Below are 16,044 nucleotides of genomic sequence, written 5' to 3'. Positions count from 1 at the left end.
TGCGGGAACACGATGCCCAGCAGCTCGTCACACACTCCGCACAATGACACCAAGATGACGCACTGTCACCCCATCACGAAAATCTTGCAAGAGCCCCGTTTCCGGCACCCACAGGGTGACCCATACGCCTGTAGGGCGTGCGGTACACCCAGGACGTGAACGCGCCGGGTGGCGATCTCCATGATGAAGAAGACGTAGAGACGTCTGAGGAAGACGGTCTCTACGTGCATGAAGTCGCAGGCGAGCAGCGTGTGGGCCTGGGCGCGGAGGAAGGAGCGCCAGGTCTGCTGGGAGGCGCGCTGCGGTGCGGGCGGTAGACCGGAGCGGCGCAGAACGCGCCGGATGGTGGCGGCTGAGACCCGATGACCGAGCCGTCGGAGCTCACCTTGGATCCTGACGTACCCCCTGCCCTGCAACGCCGATCACTAGCCGTACTGCGCTATTCAGCTCAGTACCAGACTGTCAACCACACCAGAGCGTGGGCGCGTCTAGCGACGAAGTCATCTATATCATTGAGGGTCGCAGCGACCAACTGGGAGGATGCCATGAGCACAGCACATGATCATCCCGTGGGACCTTCTTCCTCCGAGCCGGCCCATCCACTTCGTACCATCCGTGACATCAGAGAGGCTCTCCCCGCCGACCAGGTCGCCCACTTCGACGCCGAACTGGCCGTGACTGATCTTGACGACCTCCCCGCCATGCTCACCCGCTGGGCCACGACCGCACACGACGGCTTCGTAGACTTCCTCCAGCAGGCCCCCTTCGAAGATCTTGAGTTCGGCACTCGATCGTACGACGAGGCTCAGGGACCCGAATGATCTACCTGCTCGACACCAACGTCGTCGCTGAGCTCACCACCCGTCCCAAGCCAGATCCCCACGTCATCGCCTGGTTCCACTCCACGCCCAGCCCGAACCTCTACCTCAGCGTGGTCACTGTGGCCGAGATCGAAGCCGGCGTCGCCGCCACCTCCGATCCACTCCGCCAAGCCCGCTACCGCCAAGCCCTGACCACGCTACGGAGCGAGTATCGCCACCGCATCGCCGCAATCGGCGAACCAGAGGCGACCGCCTACCTCACCCTCCACAAGGCCCTGAAGACCACCGGCCAACCCATCGACCCACCCGACGCCCTCATCGCCGCCACAGCCCTGGCCAACCGCTGGACCCTCGCAAGCCGCAACACCAAACATCTGACCCGTACCGGCGTCGAACTGGTTAATCCCTGGCACTATCAGGGATAGGCGGGGGTCTATCAGGAATCAGGTCACCGCGAGTACATACATCCGCGCGCCGGACAGGGTCCGCTCGTGCCGGGGGTTGGTGAGCACCTCGCGCGGGTGCCCGGACTCCACGACCAACGCACCAGCGTCGCTGAGAGCCGCAGAATGCAGCGACGCTTCCCTGAACGGCACAGGATACAGACCTGTCGCCGCGAGCTCCTGGACCGGACGTTGATCTGGAACCAACGGCATCTCCTCCACGCCCTGCGCGAGTTCGAGCAGTTCTACAACGCACACAGACCACACCAGGCCATCGCGAACGGCAGACCGCTGCACCCCTTGCCCCCACCGATCGACGATCCGGACACGTTAGCCCACCTCAACATACGCCGGCACGATCGCCTCGGCGGCATCCTCCACGAATACCGGCATGCAGCGTGACCTGCGCGGATGAGATTTTCGGCAAGGGCAGGGCCTGGTTTTCCGCCGCGCGGATGATGGCTGTCCCAATGCCCTGGGACCGCAGCTGCGGCGGCCAGACTCCCAGACCGTTCAACTCAGGGCACTCGGGGAAGCGATCGCGCACCTCGGGCGCTTCGCATCCTTGCCACAGAATCTGAGCCGTCCCGACGGGGCTTCCGTTGGACCAGGCGACCAGGAAGGTGCTCAGACCCTGCTGTTGCCTTTCGAACCGCATCGCGTGGCGTTGTGTCCGCCCGGGCGAGGGCATGTGCCTCTCCAGGCGGTCAAGATCTTCTTTTCGGCATTGTCGGATGTCCATGAGCTACTTCCTTATCGATCGGCGGCTGACCTCGGCCGCGTAGGCACTGCGGGTGCCGATAAATCATCCACGCAGGTCGGGAGCCTGATCACGGATCTTCGGCTCTCCTTGTCATCCGCCCCAAGTGCTTCACCCACACGGGGCCCCGGCGGCATCATGATCTGTCGTACTCCTGCGCCTGGCCTACCTCGCCACGACCAACGCCCTGGCGTTCCTACACCTCCTGCCGATGAGCGACAAAGACAAGGACATCGAGATCCTCGTCCTCCGGCACCAACTGCTGGTCCTGCAGCGCCAGGTCGGCAAACCGACCTTCACCGACAGCGACCGTGCCGTCCTCGCCGGCCTGCTCCACCACCTCCCCAAAAACAGACTGCGAACCCTTCTGCTCCTGGTCCGCCCCGACACAGTGTTGCGCTGGCATCGCGAGCTGCTACGGCGGCGCCATGCCGCGACCTGCGTACCCAGGCGACGCGGACGCCCACGCACCCTACGGTCGATCCGCGCCCTGGTCCTGCGCCTGGCCAGGGAGAATGCCTCGTGAGGGTATCGACGAATCCACGGCGAACTCGCAGCCCTGGGGATCAAGGTCGCCGCCTCCACCGTCTGGGAGATCCTCCGCGAGCACGGCATCCCACCCGCACCCGAACGGCAGAGCACCACCTGGGCCGACTACCTCCGCAGCCAGGCCAAGGCCCTTCTCGCCTGCGATCTCTTCGAAGTCCACACTCTGACCGGAGCGTGCCTGTACGTCTGCGCCGTCATCGAGCACACCACCCGCCGCATCAGAGTCCTCGGCACCACCGCACACCCCACCACGAGTGGATCGTGCAGCTCGGACGCAACCTCCTCATGGACCTCGAAGACGCGGGCAGCAGGGCACGGTTCCTGATCCGCGACCGCGACTCGAAGTTCACAGCCGCCTTCGACGCCCTGATGACCGATGCCGGTCTCAAGATCGTCACCACCGGCATTCGGATACCACGGATGAACTCGTCATGGAGCGGTGGATACAGACCTGCCGCAGGGAACCCCTGGACCGGACCTTGATCTGGAACCAGCGCCACCTCCTCCACGCCCTGCGCGAGTACGAATCCTTCTACAACGAGCACCGCCCGCACAGGGCCCTGGAACAAGCCGCCCCCTGCCGCCCACTACCCACACCCATCACCCAACCAGCCCAACTCGCCCCCTTGGAAGTCCACAGACGAGACCGACTCGGCGGAACCCTCCACGAGTACCAACGAGCGGCGTGAACTGCACGGATGATTTATCGGCACCCGCAGGTGCTGAGTCCCAAGTGGGAGGACCGCTACCATTCCTTCGACGCCCACTGGTCCAACACGGAGTCGATGGCCTCGATGCGTAACGGTTCGGGCGACGAGTACTCGATCGTTTTCTCGGCCGCCGGCGCCTACGTCCGTGGGTTCGCTCACGAGTCGCCCATGAGCCCCTACGCACAGGACGGGCCATGGCCCGGCGTGCTCGATGATGTACCCGAAGTCTTCCGGTCGTGGGTTGAAGAACCCGCGTTCTCGGACGAAGACGGGATGCCCGTCGTCACCGTGTGTATGTGGCGGGAGCCAGGAGACAACGACTGGAAGACGGGGACCATCGACTTCCCCGAGGAGACCACGGGAGATCCGGACGGCGCCGGGTCCTTGTTCCAACTGCTGGTGGAACGCTCGGCGGAAGCGTTTCAACGGTGGGCTCAGGACTACTACGAGGCCCCGGTCGACTTGGAGGCCGTTCGTCACGTCTATTCCTCACGTCCGCTGACCGAAGGTGTGGTCAGCGCGTTGAACCCAGAGGTCACGCTGGCCGACCTCGCGGGGGACATCACGGAGATCGGCTATCCGCTGGGCAGGCCGACGTCACCGCTCACCCCACCGAACATTGGACAACGCAGCAAGCACTCAACCTGACCCCCGCGACAAGGACAGCAAGTAGACCGAGTCGTTCAACACAGCCTTCGCCAGCACAAGCACCCCGCCACGCCTACCCCGCACGCACATCCTCGACAACCTCATCAATGAGCACAGCCATGTAGCCTGACCAGCAGCGATGGATTTCTGAACGGCACACGATCGAATGTGTTCACCCGCGGGTCAGCATGGAGGAAGGCCGCCGCTTGCAGCGGATCAGTCGGACGGCGAAGGACCCGGTGCGGCTGCGGTGGGCGATCGTGGTGCTGATGTCCACCCAGGGCCAGACGGTCAAGGACACTACCTCGCTGATGCAGGAGCGTTGAGTTGCCAGTTGCTTGATCGGGACCGTCGTTGGGCGGCTGCACTCCTCATCCGGGTTCAGAGACGTGTTGCAACGCGGATGAGGTCAGCAACTGGACGAAGGCGGCTGTGCGGCGGCCAGGCGATCACCGTTGTCACGGGCGGAGCGTCCAGGACCGGCACGGCGGCGAGGTCTCGGCGCAGGTCGGCGCCGGCTGACTCGGGGATGACCGCGGTGCTGCGGCCGAGCGCGATCAGCTGGAAGAGCTGTGTCAGGTTCCGTACCTCTGCGCCAGGTCCTTCTGGGTAGCTGCCGCCGGGGCCGGGCCAGCGGGCCATCGGGAGCTTTGGCAGTGTGGTGACGTCGTCCATCCGGACCTGGGAGCGGCTGGCGAGCGGGTGTGAGGTCGGCAGGATCGCGACCTGCTTCTCGGTGTACAGGGTTTCGGTGTCGAGCCCGACTGCTGAGTCGAAGGGCAGGTGGAGCAGAGCCACGTCGGCTTGCCCGTCCTGCAGCAGCTGCTGGTGCTGGTGTGCCTCGCAGAGCAGCAGATCGACGGTGGCTGCGCCGGGTTCCGCAGCGTAGGCGTCGAGCAACTTTGTCAGCAGCTCGCCGACGGTGCCGGATTTGACGGCGAGGACGAGGCTGGGATGTGCTGTCGCGGCCCGTTGGGTACGCCGCTCAGCTGCGGTCACTGCGCTGAGGATCGCTCGTCCTTCGGCCAGCAGCACGGCTCCGGCCTCGGTGAGCGTGACCTTGCGGCTGTTGCGTTCCAGCAGTGCGATTCCGAGCCGCCGTTCGAGCTGGGTGATCGTGCGCGACAGCGGCGGCTGGGCTATCCCCAGGCGCTGGGCAGCCTTGCCGAAGTGCAGCTCCTCGGCGACGGCGACGAAGTACCGCAGCTCGCGTATTTCCATGAGTACAGGCTAATGACGGGCAGACGGCTGATCGATATCGCTCGGGTATTGCTGCACTACCGAGATGGTGTTGGTGCCCGGCTGCGGCGCAGGCATGCTCGCTGTCATGAGCGAGAAGACGATCGCGCTGGTCACCGGCGCGAACAAGGGAATCGGGTATGAGATCGCGGCCGGGCTGGGTGCGCGGGGCTGGAGTGTCGGTGTCGGCGCCCGGGACGAGCAGCGCCGGGAGGACGCCGTGGCGAAGTTGCGCGCGGCTGGTGCCGACGCGTTCGGCGTACCCCTGGACGTGACCGACAGCGCGAGCGTGACCGCCGCGGTCCAACTGATCGAGGAGCGTGCAGGACGGCTCGACGTACTGGTCAACAACGCCGGCATTGCCGGCGGCTGGCCGGAGGAACCCACCACCATCGACCTCGAGACCGTGCGGCGACTGGTGGAGACCAACGTCATCGGCGTCATCAGGGTCACCAACGCGATGCTGCCGTTGCTGCGCCGTTCGGCGCACCCGCGGATCGTCAACCAGTCCAGCCACGTCGGCTCCCTGACACTGCAGACCACGCCCGGCGTCGACCTCGGGGGGATCAGCGGGGCCTACGCGCCGACGAAGACCTACCTCAACGCCGCCACCATCCAGTACGCCAAGGAGCTGAGCGGCACCAACATCCTGATCAACAACGCCTGCCCCGGTTACGTGGCCACCGACCTCAACGGATTCAGCGGGACCCAGACCCCCGAACAGGGCGCGGCGATCGCCATCCGACTGGCGACCCTGCCGGACGACGGTCCGACCGGCCAGCTCTTCGACGACAACGGGGTCGTGCCCTGGTGACCTGGCCTTCGGATGCGTTTCCCGTCGATCAGACCGCGGCCGCCCTGAAGGGTGTCTTTATTGCCGTATGGTGGTTGACCTGGGGCTTTGCGATCGCCCAAGTGTGGGCATGATCAGTGATCGTGGGTCTGCGACTGCTTTACCTGATCTTCTGGCGACTACTGGGCTGCTTCCTGTTGCTGGGCCGCTCGACCGCCGCGAACAACGCCGAGATCCTTGCCCTTCGTCATGAGGTCGCTGTGCTTCGTCGGCAGGTACAGCGGCCGCGGCTCTCATGGGCTGATCGTGCCGTGCTCTCCGCTCTCGCACGGCATCTGCCACCCGTCTTACGCCGCCATCGACTGGTCACCCCGGGCACACTGCTGACCTGGCACCGCCGTCTCGTGCGCTGGAAATGGGGCCAGACCCCAACCGGACCCGGCCGACCACCGCTGGCGGAAGAGACGGTCGCGCTCATCCAGCGCCTGGCGCGAGAGAACCCGACCTGGGGGTACGTCAGGATCCAAGGGGAGTTGCGCCGGCTTGGTCATCGGGTCGCCGCTGCGACTGTCCGACGCGTTCTGCGCCGCTCCGGTCTACCCCCCGCACCGCAGCGCGCATCCCAGCAGACCTGGCGCTCCTTCCTCCGAGCCCAAGCCCACACACTGCTCGCTTGCGATTTCATGCACGTAGAGACCGTCTTCCTCAGACGTCTCTATGTCTTCTTCGTCATGGAGATCAAGACCCGGCGCGTCCACGTCCTGGGTGCCACCGCCCACCCGACCGGCGCATGGGTCACCCAGCTCGCCCGCAACCTGCTCATGGATCTCGAGGAGAGCGCTGCTGGGTGCTTCCGGTTCCTCATCCGGGACCGGGACAGCAAGTTCACCACCGCGTTCGACGCCGTCCTCGCCGGCAACGGCACAGCCGTCATCCCGACCCCGCCGCAAAGCCCCCGGTCAAACGCATTCGCCGAACGATGGATACGCACAGCCCGCACCGAATGCACCGACCGACTCCTCATCACCGGCGAACGACACCTGCGCACGGTCCTCACTACGTACGCGGAGCACTACAACGGGGGACGAGCCCACCGCAGCCTCGACCTACGAGCACCCGACGACGACCCGAACGTCATCCCCCTGTCCTCTGCCAGGGTCAGGCGCCAGCCGGTACTTGGCGGACTGCTCAACGAGTACCACACCATGCCACCCCGGCTACCGCGTCCTCCCCAGGAAACGCCCAGCTCAGCAGCCTAATTGGAATAAAGACACCCTTCAGGCATCCTCCACGAATACCACCATGCTGCCTGACCTGCATGGATGAAGTTCTCGGCAAGGACAACCTTGCGGTCGGGACACCCGAGCACCGGCTGCCTGCGGAAACACGCCAACCGAGGCCCTTAAACCCGCAGCTTCCCCCTGTCGCATGGGGAGCACGAGATCGGTGCTCCCACCGCGAAAGGTGCTCGAGAGCCGACATGGGGTCCTTATGCCTCTCGATGCAGAAGACATCCGGATCGATCGGGTGACATCGGGGGCTTGTGGTTGACGACGGCGCGTGGGGGCGCGGTACGGCGCTGTAGGTCTACCTGATCGGGTGACGGACGAATCGGGCACCGTTGACACGTCTGCGAGTTGGGAGCACGAGGGCTCCCAGAGGGCTCCCACTTGCTCCCAGCCCGGACATGGTTAAGGCCGCCTCCGCTACCCGCGGAAACGGCCTCCGCCCTGCGAAAACGCTGGTCGGGACGACAGGATTTGAACCTGCGACCCCTTGACCCCCAGTTGCGTCGAAGCTGAGCGGCGTGCTCCGGTCCGTTCTCCCAGGTCACACTGAACAATCAGCCGAGTAAAGGAGTCTCCCTCTTTCGGCCTCTGCGTCCCGAGTTGACCGAGAGTTGGCATCGTGACCGGGCGTCGCATATGTACAGTATACGCCCGAAGCCATACCCAGCACAGATCCAAACTCGCCACGCCACGCGCCTCCCGCCCATCAGGAAGAAGCGCGCTTCTCACCAGGCTGGACGTAGTAATCGGCACCCGAAGTCTCGTCAGCGCAGCCCCTTGGAATGGGAGCTGCGCTGTGCGAGGTGGTGGGGCGCCGTGCCGCCGCTCCGCTGAATGTCAGTGGAGCGCGGACGGGTGCTGGGCGAGCGGCGTGACGGTGATGTCCATGTACCGGAAGAGCGGCAGACCCCACAGGATTTCGTTGAGCCGGTCGTTGTCGGCGACATCGAAGACGCTGAGGTTCGCGTACTGCCCCGCGCAGCGCCACAGGTGCAGCCACTCGCCGCCGTGCTGGAGCCGCTGCGCGTACTCCTTCTCGGCGGTGAGGGTCGTGGCACGGACCTCGGCGTCCAGGTCAGGCGGGAGGTTCACGGTCATGTGGACGGCGAAGAGCATGGCGGTCTTCCGTCGGTCAGGAAGCGGGGTCGAGGACGAAGCCGTGGGTGACCTCGCACCCGCCGTCTCCGGTGGGTCGCGGGTCGATCACCAGCTCGGGTTTGACCGCGCGGGCCACGTCGTCCTCGACGTATTCGCCACCTTTGAAGTACAGCTGGGTGGTGAGCGAACCGTGTCCGGGTGCGGAGACCTTCAGGTGCAGGTGGGCGGGGCGCCAGGGGTGCCAGCCTGCGGCGGAAATGAGCCGCCCGCAGGAGCCGTCGGTGGGGATCTGGTAGGGGGCGGGCTGGATCGTCGTCACCGCGAACCGGCCTTCGTCGTCGGCGACCACGCTGCCGCGCAGGTTCCACTCCGGGATACCAGGGGCGAACTGCGAGTACAGCCCCTCGTCGTCGGCCTGCCACATCTCCAGCCGCGCACCGGCCAGGGGTTCACCTGACGCGCTGATGACCTGCCCTTGGAAAAGGAGCTCGGTACCCGCCTCCTTGTCGCGCATCGGCAGGGAGCTGACGCTGGGGAGTTCGGGGGCGCCGGGGACGTAGTACGGGCCCTCGATCGTGCCCTTGCTGCCCTGACGGGCGGCGGTGGCGACCTCCTCGACGACGTGCTCGACCCAGACATCCAGGAAGAGCGGCCACTCTCCGTCCCGGCCGACGGAGATCAGCCACGACTTGAGGGCGTTGTACTCCTCATATGTCACCTGGTGCCGGCGCACGATGTCGTGGACGGCGCTGATCATCTCCGTGGCGAGAATGTGGACACGCTCGGTGTCAGCGCCCGGGGCGGGGATACCGGTCTTGTCGGTCAGGAATCGTTCCGTGGCCGAGGCGCCGGATGCGGCGGCGGTGGCGGTGGCTTTGACCGCGGCTTTGGCGGTGGCATCGGACATATCAGGCGACTCCTTTGTCAGTCAGGGTTCAGCGGTCCTGGCGGTAGCGGTGGAGCTTCTCCGGGTCGATCGCCACGCCGAGGCCGGGGAGGTCCGGTACGGCGAGCACGCCGTCGGTGATGGCGAGTGGCTCGGTGAGCAGGTCGTCACTCATATCCAGGAAGTTGGAGAGTTCACCGGGACGGCGCGCGGACGAGGCGTGGGCGGCGCCGAAGACCGCCGTGCACACCGTGCCCAGTTGGCCGTCGATCTGATTGCCCATGACGACCTCGGCGCCCATCCCCTCGCACTGGAAGAGCACGCGCTGGGAGTGGGTGAAGCCGGTGCGGGCGGTCTTGATGCTGATCGCGGTGGCGGCTCCGTCCAGGAGCGAGCGGGTCACTTCGGCGGGGGTGGTGGCGGATTCGTCCGCGACGAACGGCACGGGGCTGTTGCGTACGAGCCATCTGCGGCCCAGGACGTCGTCGGCGGGGCACAGTTCCTCGGCGAGCGTGATGCCGATGGCGTCGAGCTCTCGCAGGGCCGCCGCCGACTCGGAGGCGGTCCAGCCGCGGTTGCCGTCCACGTACAGCTCGGCCTCACCACCCAGCGCATCGCGCAGGGCCCGGCACACCTCGATGTCGAGCCGGACCGGGCGCTGCCCGACCTTCACCTTGAAGGTGGTGATGCCGTAGGTGTCCCGCATCCGCCCGGCCTCCGCGGCCATGCGCTCCGGGGTGTCGAAGCCGAGCATGTGGGCGACCCGCATCCGGTCGGACCAGCCGCCGAGGAGCCGGCTGACCGGCAGCCCCAGCGACTGTCCCGCGATGTCCCACAGGGCCATGTCGATCGCCGCCTTGGCGGCCGGGTTGCCCACCGTGCGGTGCAGCCGGGCGTGGATCCGCTCGCGGGCGAGGACATCCATGCCGGTCAGCTGGGGGGCGAAGATCCGCTCGATCACGCCGGTCACGGAGGCCTGTGTCTCACCGTAGGTGAAGGGGCGGGGCGGCGCGTCGGCCACTCCGGTCAGCCCTTCGTCGGTGCGGACGCGGACGAGGACGTGTTCGGCGGTGTGCACATCGCCGCTGGCGAAGCGCAGCGGCTTCGTGTACGGGATCGCGTACGGAATGGCCTCGATCGCGGCGATCTTCATCGGATGGCCTCGTCGGCCCTGTGGGCGATCCCGAGCAGTCGGCCCACGCGGTCGGGGTGTCCCACGAGTTGGAGGCCGAGCGGCATGCCGCGCGGGTCGCGGTGGCCGGGGACGGTGACGACCGGCAGGCCGAGGAGCTGCCAGGGGCGGCTGAGGACGGGCGTACCGGTGGCGCCGAGGCCGTGCGGGGCGGGCCCGGGGGCGGCGGGGCCGAGGATCGCGTCGGCGTCGGACAGCAGCTCCAGCAGCCGGGCGCGGGCGGCGCGGGCGGTGTCCAGGGCCGCCCGGTAGTCGGCCTCGGGTGTTCTGCGTCCGCGGTCCAGCAGGTCGCGCAGGGGTGTGCTGAGCGCCCCGGGATGCGCGGCGTGCTCGGCGGCGAGCGTACGGGCCGCCTCGTAGGCCATGACTGTCGCGTGTGCGTCGGCAAGCGCGGATGTACGGGCCTGGGTGCCGAGGTCGTCCGTCGCCGCCCCGGAGGCGGCCAACGCCTGCCTGGTGCGGAGCAGGGCGTCCAGCATCTCCGGAGCGACGTCGGTAAGTTCGGTGCCGGGCCACACCAGAATCCGCGGGGACTCCGGCTCTTCGGCCCGGGTGCCGTCGACAGCCTCGACGGCCCCGGCCAGGTCGGACACTCGGGTGGCGAGCAGCCCTGGCGCGTCCAGGCTCGGGCTGAGTCCGGTGAAGCCTCGCGTAGACCAGGCGCCGACGGGGGCGACGTACCCCGCGACACCGCAGTAGGAGGCGGGCCTGGTCAGCGAGCCAGCGGTCTGCGAGCCCAGGGCGAGCGGCACCACGCCCGCCGCGACGGCGGCGGCCGAGCCGCTGGAGGAGCCGCCGGGGGTGTGGGCCGGGTGGTGCGGATTGCGGGTGGGCCCGGGCTGGAAGTACGCGAACTCGGTGGTGACCGTCTTGCCCAGAGGGACCGCGCCGACGTGGCGCAGCCGGTCCACCAGCCAGGCGTCGTGTGCGGCGATCCGCCCGCGGCGCAGGGAGGTGCCGCATTCGGTGGGCAGCCCGGCAACGTCGATGATGTCCTTCACTCCGAACGGCACGCCCCGCAGCGGTCCGTTCGGTGCCCGCTCGGCCGCCGCGCGGGCACCGGCGGGGTCCACGCGGACCCAGGCCCGGATCTCGGGTTCGGTCTGCTCCAGGCGGCGCAGCGCGTCGTCGACCGCGGCCGTGCGCGGGGCCGTCACGGCCGCGCGCCTTCCGGTACCAGGGGCGTGGCGTCGAGGCGGTGGAACGCCCGGTTGAAGTAGACGAGGCTCTGGCCGCCCGTCCGGGTGCGGATCTGCTCGATGTCGACGAAGAGCACGCTGTGGGAGCCCATGGGAACGGCGTGCTTGATGGTCCCGACGGCGGTCACCAGGGCGTCCTTGAGGACCGGCAGGTCCTGGTCGCGGTCCCACACCTCCCAGGTGAAGCGCTCGGCCATGGCCACCTTGGTGACCCCGGCGAAGTGCAGGGCGAGTTCCTGCTGCTCTCCGGCCAGGACGTTGACGCACACCCGCCCGTTCGCCCGGAAGACGCCGTGCATGGCGCTGCCGCGGTTGAGGCAGACCAGGAGGGTCGGCGGTTCGTCGGTGACGGAGCAGACGGCGCTGACAGTGATGCCGCAGCGGCCGTTCGGGCCGTCCGTGGTCAGGATGTTGACGGCCGCCGGGAGGTGGGCCATCGCCTCCCGGAAGTCGGCCTGGCTGGGGGTCACGGCTGTGCCGCTCCTCTCCTGGTTCGGTTCGGACTCGCTCACCACAGCTCGACCACCAGCCGTGGTGACCTCGCGCGCGAGACACAGGCGGCGATCTGGTCTCCGGCCGCTTTCTCCTTGGCGGACAGGCAGTGGTCGCGGTGATCGGGTTCGCCGTCGACGACCCGCAGGACACAGGTTCCGCAGATGCCTTCGCGGCAGGAGGTCTCCAGCGGGACGCCGTTCTCCTCCAGTACGTCCGCCATGCTCTTCCCGGGTGGCACGGTGAAGACCTCGCCGGTGTCCAGTTCGACTTCGAAGCCGTCGTCGGCCCCGTTATCCGCCGGTGTCCCCGCCTGGAACGGCTCGGAGTGGATCTGCTCCTCGGACAGGGCGCGGGCCGCGAGGGCGCGGACCTGTGCCATGAAGCCCTCGGGCCCGCAGGCGTACACATGCGCGTCGGACGGAAGCCCTGCCAGCGCTCCCGTCAGTTCGCGGGCCACAGCCTGCCGGCCGGCCCCGAAGTGGCGGACGACGCGATCGGCGAAGGCGGACTTCTCCAGCAAACCGGCGAAAGCCGCCTCGGCCCGGCTCCGCGCCACGTAGTGCAGCCGGAACTCCGCTTTCCGGGCGTGCAGTTCGTACGCCATCGCCAGCAGGGGCGTGATCCCGATCCCGGCCGCCACCAGGTGGTGCTCCCCCGCCTCCGGGGCGAGGCCGAACAGCCGGCGGGGCGCGCCGATGGTCAGCTCCGTACTCGGCTCGACCTTGTCGTGCAGGGCCTGGGAGCCGCCCCGGGAATTCTCCTCGCGCTTGACGGCGATGGTGTACGCACCGGTGTCCTCGGGCGGTCCGCACAGCGAATACGGGCGGGTGATCCCCGTGGGCCCGGTCACGTCGATGTGCGCGCCCGCCGGGTACGGAGCGAGGGCGGCGCCGTCGGAGCGGACGAGCCGCAGGACCTTGATCGTGTCGGTTTCGGCGTGGGTCTCGGTGACGGTGACAGTGAACATCCGTCTGCCTTCGCGTTCGGTGTGGTGCTGACGGCGCTGTCAGCGCATGAACAGGCCGCCGTTGGCGTCCCAGCAGGCTCCGGTGACCGCGTCCGCGTGCTCGGCGGCGAGCAGCACGGCCATATCCGCGATGAACCGTGGACGCCCCAACCGTCGGACAGGAATGGCCTGTTCGATGGCGGCCAGCTGGTCGGGGGGCACCATTTCGCGGACCACCGGCAGGTCCTGGGGTCCCGGCGAGATGGCGTTCACCGTCACTCCGTGCGGTCCGAGTTCGCGGGCGAACACCTTGGTCAGGGTGGCCACTCCACCCTTCGCCGCCGCGTAGTGGGCGCCGGTGGCCGTGCCGCCGTTCTGGCCGGCCAGGGAGGCGATGTTGACGATGCGTCCGCAGCCCCGCTCGGCGAAGTAGGCGCCGAAGACCTGGCAGCCGAAGAAGGTGCCGTTGAGGTTGGTCGACACGGTCCGCTCGAAGCTGTCGGGGCTGATCTCCATCAGCGCCTCGGCCTTCGCCTGACCGGCGTTGTTGACCAGCACATGGACGGCGCCCCAGCGCTCGACCAGTTGGTCGCGGACCCGGGCGAAGGCGTCCTTGTCGCGCACGTCGAGACCGAGTCCGACGGCGGCACCGCCGTCCGGGTCGAGGTCCGCCGCGGCCTTCGCCGCTGCCTCCTCGTCCAGGTCGGTGAGCGCGACGTGGTAGCCCCGGTCGTACAGCCGCCCCGCGATGCAGGCGCCCAGGCCGCGGGCGGCTCCGGTGACGAGCGCGACCCGCCCGTTGCCGTCCTCGTGCGGGCTCACAGCAGGAACCCCGATGCCGTGACGGTGTCCTCGGAGTTGACCAGCCGTACGACCTTCCGGTGGATCCTGGCGCCGCCCTCCCCGAACACGATCCGGTGGGTGACGTCGGCCGCCAGGACGAAGGTCTCCTCGCGCTTGTAGCCGACCAGGATCTGTGCCGAGCGGATCTCGAACGCGTCCTCCTCACGTCCGGTCACCACGAACCGGGAGAGCGAGCGGACCGTCCGGGCGGCGGCGGCAGCCGAGATGGAGAAGCCGCCGGTGAGGCGTTCGATGCGCATCCGGCGCATCCGGTCGTCGTCGTAGACGAGGTTGAGCCGGGAGGCGAAGTCGGTCGCGTCGCGGTCGATCGGGACGACGTACTCGCCACCCTCGGCCCACAGCCGGTCCCATTCCTGGTAGGCCCGCGCGTCCAGCAGGTGGGCCTCGCGCCAGATCAGGGAGACGGCGGCGAGGGCTCGTGGGTCGTCGAGCGGGAGCTCCGCGGCCGCGACGGCTGTGCTGAGGGTGTCACCTGGCATCGGTCATCATCGCCTTCCACATCGCGTAGGCCTCCCGCATCCCGGTCTCGTCGGTCGCGTGGGACGTGGCCTGGCCGAGGTCGTTGGGCTTTTCGCGGCCGAGGCCGCGGTTGACGAGAATCGGCATGTCCGCGCCGCCGGCCACTCCGCGCTGCACGCGGTTCCACGCCTCGGCGTCGTCGGGGCTGCCGAAGCCGAAGGGGCCCTGGAAGTGCTCGTGGATGCGCAGCCGTTCGCGGTTGACGATCTCCGGGCCGCCGTTCAGGCCGAGCGCCACATGCCGGATCTCGGTCTCCGCGACCGAGATCGGCCGCAGGACGCGGAAGAAGCTCATCGACATGGCGACGTTCGGGAACAGGTTGAGGTTGAACCCGGCGCCGTGCAGCGATCGGACGATGCGCCGTACGCGCTCGGGGGGCAGGTCCTTCGACAGTTCCTCGACGATGTGGGCGAAGCGGTCCTGGAGCTTTTCCGTGCCGTCGTCGACGTCGAGGTCGACGTGCCCGGCGACGGAGACGGACACGCTGTGGCCGTTGCCGAGGGCGTGGGTGACCGCGGTCTCATCGGTCATGATCGAGAGCATGCTCGCGGTCTCGGCGTCCACCGAGGACATCCAGGACCGGTGCACGATCGGGAAGTGGTACCAGTCGGTGGTGTTCTCCAGCTGGATCTTCCAGTTGCCCTGGAACCTGAACTTGTGCTCGCCCTGCACCTTGATCGGATAGCCCGCGCCCTGCTTCATGAAGCGGTCGATCCACAGCCGGGCCCCGCCGAGGAAGTCCTCCAGCGGCTCGATGTCGTGGTCGAAGCTGGCGAAGACCATGCCCGCGTAGGTGCCGACCTTGAGCCGCTGGAGCGGCAGGTCCTTCTTCTCGACGACGTCCTCGTAGCCCTCGGGGTACGGGATGCCGCGCAGGGTGCCGTCCAGGGCGTAGGACCAGGCGTGGTACGGACAGGTGAAGCCGTTGCCGTTGCCCTTGGGCGTCTCGCAGACGCTGGCGCCGCGGTGGCGGCAGCGGTTGAGCAGGACGTTGATCCCGCCGCGGCGGTCCCGGGTGACGATGACCGGGCGGCGGCCGACCCACGCCGTCTTGAAGTCGCCGGCCTTGGCGATCTCGCTCTCGTGGGCCACCCACACCCAGGTCCGGTGGAAGATCCGGTCCATCTCCCGCTCGAAGAGGGCCGGGTCGGTGTACAGGGTGCCTGCGACGCGGTCGGAGTCGACCAGCGAGCCGATGTCGGGGGTCGCGCTCATCGGACGGCCTCCGGCTCGGGCAGCGGACGGCCGAGACGCGCCTCGATCTTCATATAGCGCCACAGGCCGTGCTCGCCGACCTGGACCGTGCGGAAGAGGTTGCAGGCGGCGGCCACCGTCGGCTGGTCGACGACATCGGCCAACACGTAACAGGTCCAGGGCCAGGAATCGGAGGGGCCGACCATGTGCTGGTCGTCGTCGATGGTGCCGAGGACGGTCACCCCGGGCAGCTCGTAGAGCTGGGTGAGCATGGTCGTGAAGCCGTCCCAGACGGACTTGCCCTGGCCGGTGGGCAGGTCGAAGAAGTTCTGGTTGACGCCGATGCAGAACAGCACGCGCAGCGGGGAATTCGAGGGTTCGGGCATGGAGGGTTCCTGT

General features: G+C 68.0%; 17 protein-coding genes and 2 pseudogenes. 6 read left to right on the top strand and 13 right to left on the bottom strand.

Features of this window, described 5'->3' with window-relative positions; translation table 11 throughout:
- Positions 1-114 precede the first annotated feature (114 nt).
- Positions 115-404, bottom strand: a pseudogene (locus ACH4U7_RS51520) (integrase); the annotation flags it as partial.
- A gap of 165 nt (positions 405-569) precedes the next feature.
- On the opposite strand from ACH4U7_RS51520, the gene ACH4U7_RS51515 reads away from it, so the two are divergent.
- Positions 570-821: a hypothetical protein gene (locus tag ACH4U7_RS51515; RefSeq protein WP_398534676.1), complete on the top strand. Its 252-nt coding sequence runs from the start codon at positions 570-572 to the stop codon at positions 819-821.
- Entirely contained in the window at positions 818-1,246 is a 429-nt protein-coding gene (locus tag ACH4U7_RS51510) for a type II toxin-antitoxin system VapC family toxin (RefSeq protein WP_383154218.1), read from the top strand. Before ACH4U7_RS51515 ends, ACH4U7_RS51510 begins: the two co-directional genes overlap by 4 nt.
- A 358-nt stretch (positions 1,247-1,604) precedes the next feature.
- Here ACH4U7_RS51510 and ACH4U7_RS51505 read toward each other — a convergent pair whose 3' ends face one another.
- Entirely contained in the window at positions 1,605-2,006 is a 402-nt protein-coding gene (locus tag ACH4U7_RS51505) for a GNAT family N-acetyltransferase (RefSeq protein ID WP_398534675.1), read from the bottom strand.
- Between the two features lie 229 nt (positions 2,007-2,235).
- Here ACH4U7_RS51505 and ACH4U7_RS51500 point away from each other — a divergent pair.
- A pseudogene (locus ACH4U7_RS51500) lies at positions 2,236-3,262 on the top strand (integrase core domain-containing protein).
- A 9-nt stretch (positions 3,263-3,271) separates the two neighbouring features.
- A complete protein-coding gene (locus tag ACH4U7_RS51495) occupies positions 3,272-3,931 on the top strand; it encodes a hypothetical protein (protein ID WP_398534674.1) in 660 nt (219 codons plus the stop codon).
- A 381-nt stretch (positions 3,932-4,312) separates the two neighbouring features.
- On the opposite strand, the gene ACH4U7_RS51490 is transcribed toward ACH4U7_RS51495, so the two are convergent.
- On the bottom strand, positions 4,313-5,152 hold the full coding sequence (locus ACH4U7_RS51490) for a LysR family transcriptional regulator (RefSeq protein ID WP_398534673.1): 840 nt from the start codon (positions 5,150-5,152) through the stop codon (positions 4,313-4,315).
- A gap of 94 nt (positions 5,153-5,246) precedes the next feature.
- Between ACH4U7_RS51490 and ACH4U7_RS51485 the strand changes: the two genes are divergently transcribed.
- Positions 5,247-5,984, top strand: a complete 738-nt coding sequence (locus ACH4U7_RS51485; RefSeq protein ID WP_398534677.1) for an SDR family oxidoreductase — start codon at positions 5,247-5,249, stop codon at positions 5,982-5,984.
- A gap of 122 nt (positions 5,985-6,106) precedes the next feature.
- Positions 6,107-7,222 (top strand): integrase core domain-containing protein, encoded by a 1,116-nt coding sequence (locus ACH4U7_RS51480; protein ID WP_398534672.1) that lies wholly within the window; start codon positions 6,107-6,109, stop codon positions 7,220-7,222.
- Positions 7,223-8,089: 867 nt separating this feature from the next.
- Here ACH4U7_RS51480 and catC read toward each other — a convergent pair.
- The 10 genes from catC to ACH4U7_RS51430 are packed head-to-tail and all read right to left on the bottom strand — an operon-like array spanning position 8,090 to position 16,031.
- Positions 8,090-8,368 (bottom strand): muconolactone Delta-isomerase, encoded by a 279-nt coding sequence (catC, locus tag ACH4U7_RS51475; RefSeq protein WP_398534671.1) that lies wholly within the window; start codon positions 8,366-8,368, stop codon positions 8,090-8,092.
- Between the two features lie 16 nt (positions 8,369-8,384).
- Positions 8,385-9,257, bottom strand: coding sequence for a catechol 1,2-dioxygenase (gene catA / locus ACH4U7_RS51470; RefSeq protein WP_398534670.1), 873 nt, complete (start codon positions 9,255-9,257; stop codon positions 8,385-8,387).
- A 28-nt stretch (positions 9,258-9,285) separates the two neighbouring features.
- Positions 9,286-10,389: a mandelate racemase/muconate lactonizing enzyme family protein gene (locus tag ACH4U7_RS51465; RefSeq protein WP_398534669.1), complete on the bottom strand. Its 1,104-nt coding sequence runs from the start codon at positions 10,387-10,389 to the stop codon at positions 9,286-9,288.
- The gene (locus ACH4U7_RS51460) at positions 10,386-11,585 is read right to left on the bottom strand and encodes an amidase (RefSeq protein WP_398534668.1); all 1,200 of its coding nucleotides are present in this window, start codon (positions 11,583-11,585) and stop codon (positions 10,386-10,388) included. The genes ACH4U7_RS51465 and ACH4U7_RS51460 overlap by 4 nt, the downstream gene beginning before the upstream one ends.
- Positions 11,582-12,097: a flavin reductase gene (locus ACH4U7_RS51455; protein WP_398534667.1), complete on the bottom strand. Its 516-nt coding sequence runs from the start codon at positions 12,095-12,097 to the stop codon at positions 11,582-11,584. The genes ACH4U7_RS51460 and ACH4U7_RS51455 overlap by 4 nt, the downstream gene beginning before the upstream one ends.
- Positions 12,098-12,135: 38 nt before the next feature.
- Complete coding sequence (locus ACH4U7_RS51450) at positions 12,136-13,089, bottom strand: PDR/VanB family oxidoreductase (protein WP_398534666.1); 954 nt, start codon at positions 13,087-13,089, stop codon at positions 12,136-12,138.
- Positions 13,090-13,128: 39 nt separating this feature from the next.
- Positions 13,129-13,890: an SDR family NAD(P)-dependent oxidoreductase gene (locus ACH4U7_RS51445; protein WP_398534665.1), complete on the bottom strand. Its 762-nt coding sequence runs from the start codon at positions 13,888-13,890 to the stop codon at positions 13,129-13,131.
- On the bottom strand, positions 13,887-14,411 hold the full coding sequence (locus tag ACH4U7_RS51440; RefSeq protein WP_358634707.1) for an aromatic-ring-hydroxylating dioxygenase subunit beta: 525 nt from the start codon (positions 14,409-14,411) through the stop codon (positions 13,887-13,889). Before ACH4U7_RS51440 ends, ACH4U7_RS51445 begins: the two co-directional genes overlap by 4 nt.
- Positions 14,401-15,666: a Rieske 2Fe-2S domain-containing protein gene (locus tag ACH4U7_RS51435; protein WP_398534664.1), complete on the bottom strand. Its 1,266-nt coding sequence runs from the start codon at positions 15,664-15,666 to the stop codon at positions 14,401-14,403. Before ACH4U7_RS51435 ends, ACH4U7_RS51440 begins: the two co-directional genes overlap by 11 nt.
- Positions 15,663-16,031 (bottom strand): hypothetical protein, encoded by a 369-nt coding sequence (locus ACH4U7_RS51430; RefSeq protein ID WP_398534663.1) that lies wholly within the window; start codon positions 16,029-16,031, stop codon positions 15,663-15,665. The genes ACH4U7_RS51435 and ACH4U7_RS51430 overlap by 4 nt, the downstream gene beginning before the upstream one ends.
- Positions 16,032-16,044: the final 13 nt, after the last annotated feature.

Origin of the sequence: Streptomyces sp. NPDC020845 (assembly GCF_044334165.1) — a bacterium.
Classification (GTDB): Bacteria; Actinomycetota; Actinomycetes; order Streptomycetales; family Streptomycetaceae; genus Streptomyces.
Note: the sequence above shows the minus strand (reverse complement) of the source record. Positions and strands in the feature narration are given on the sequence as shown.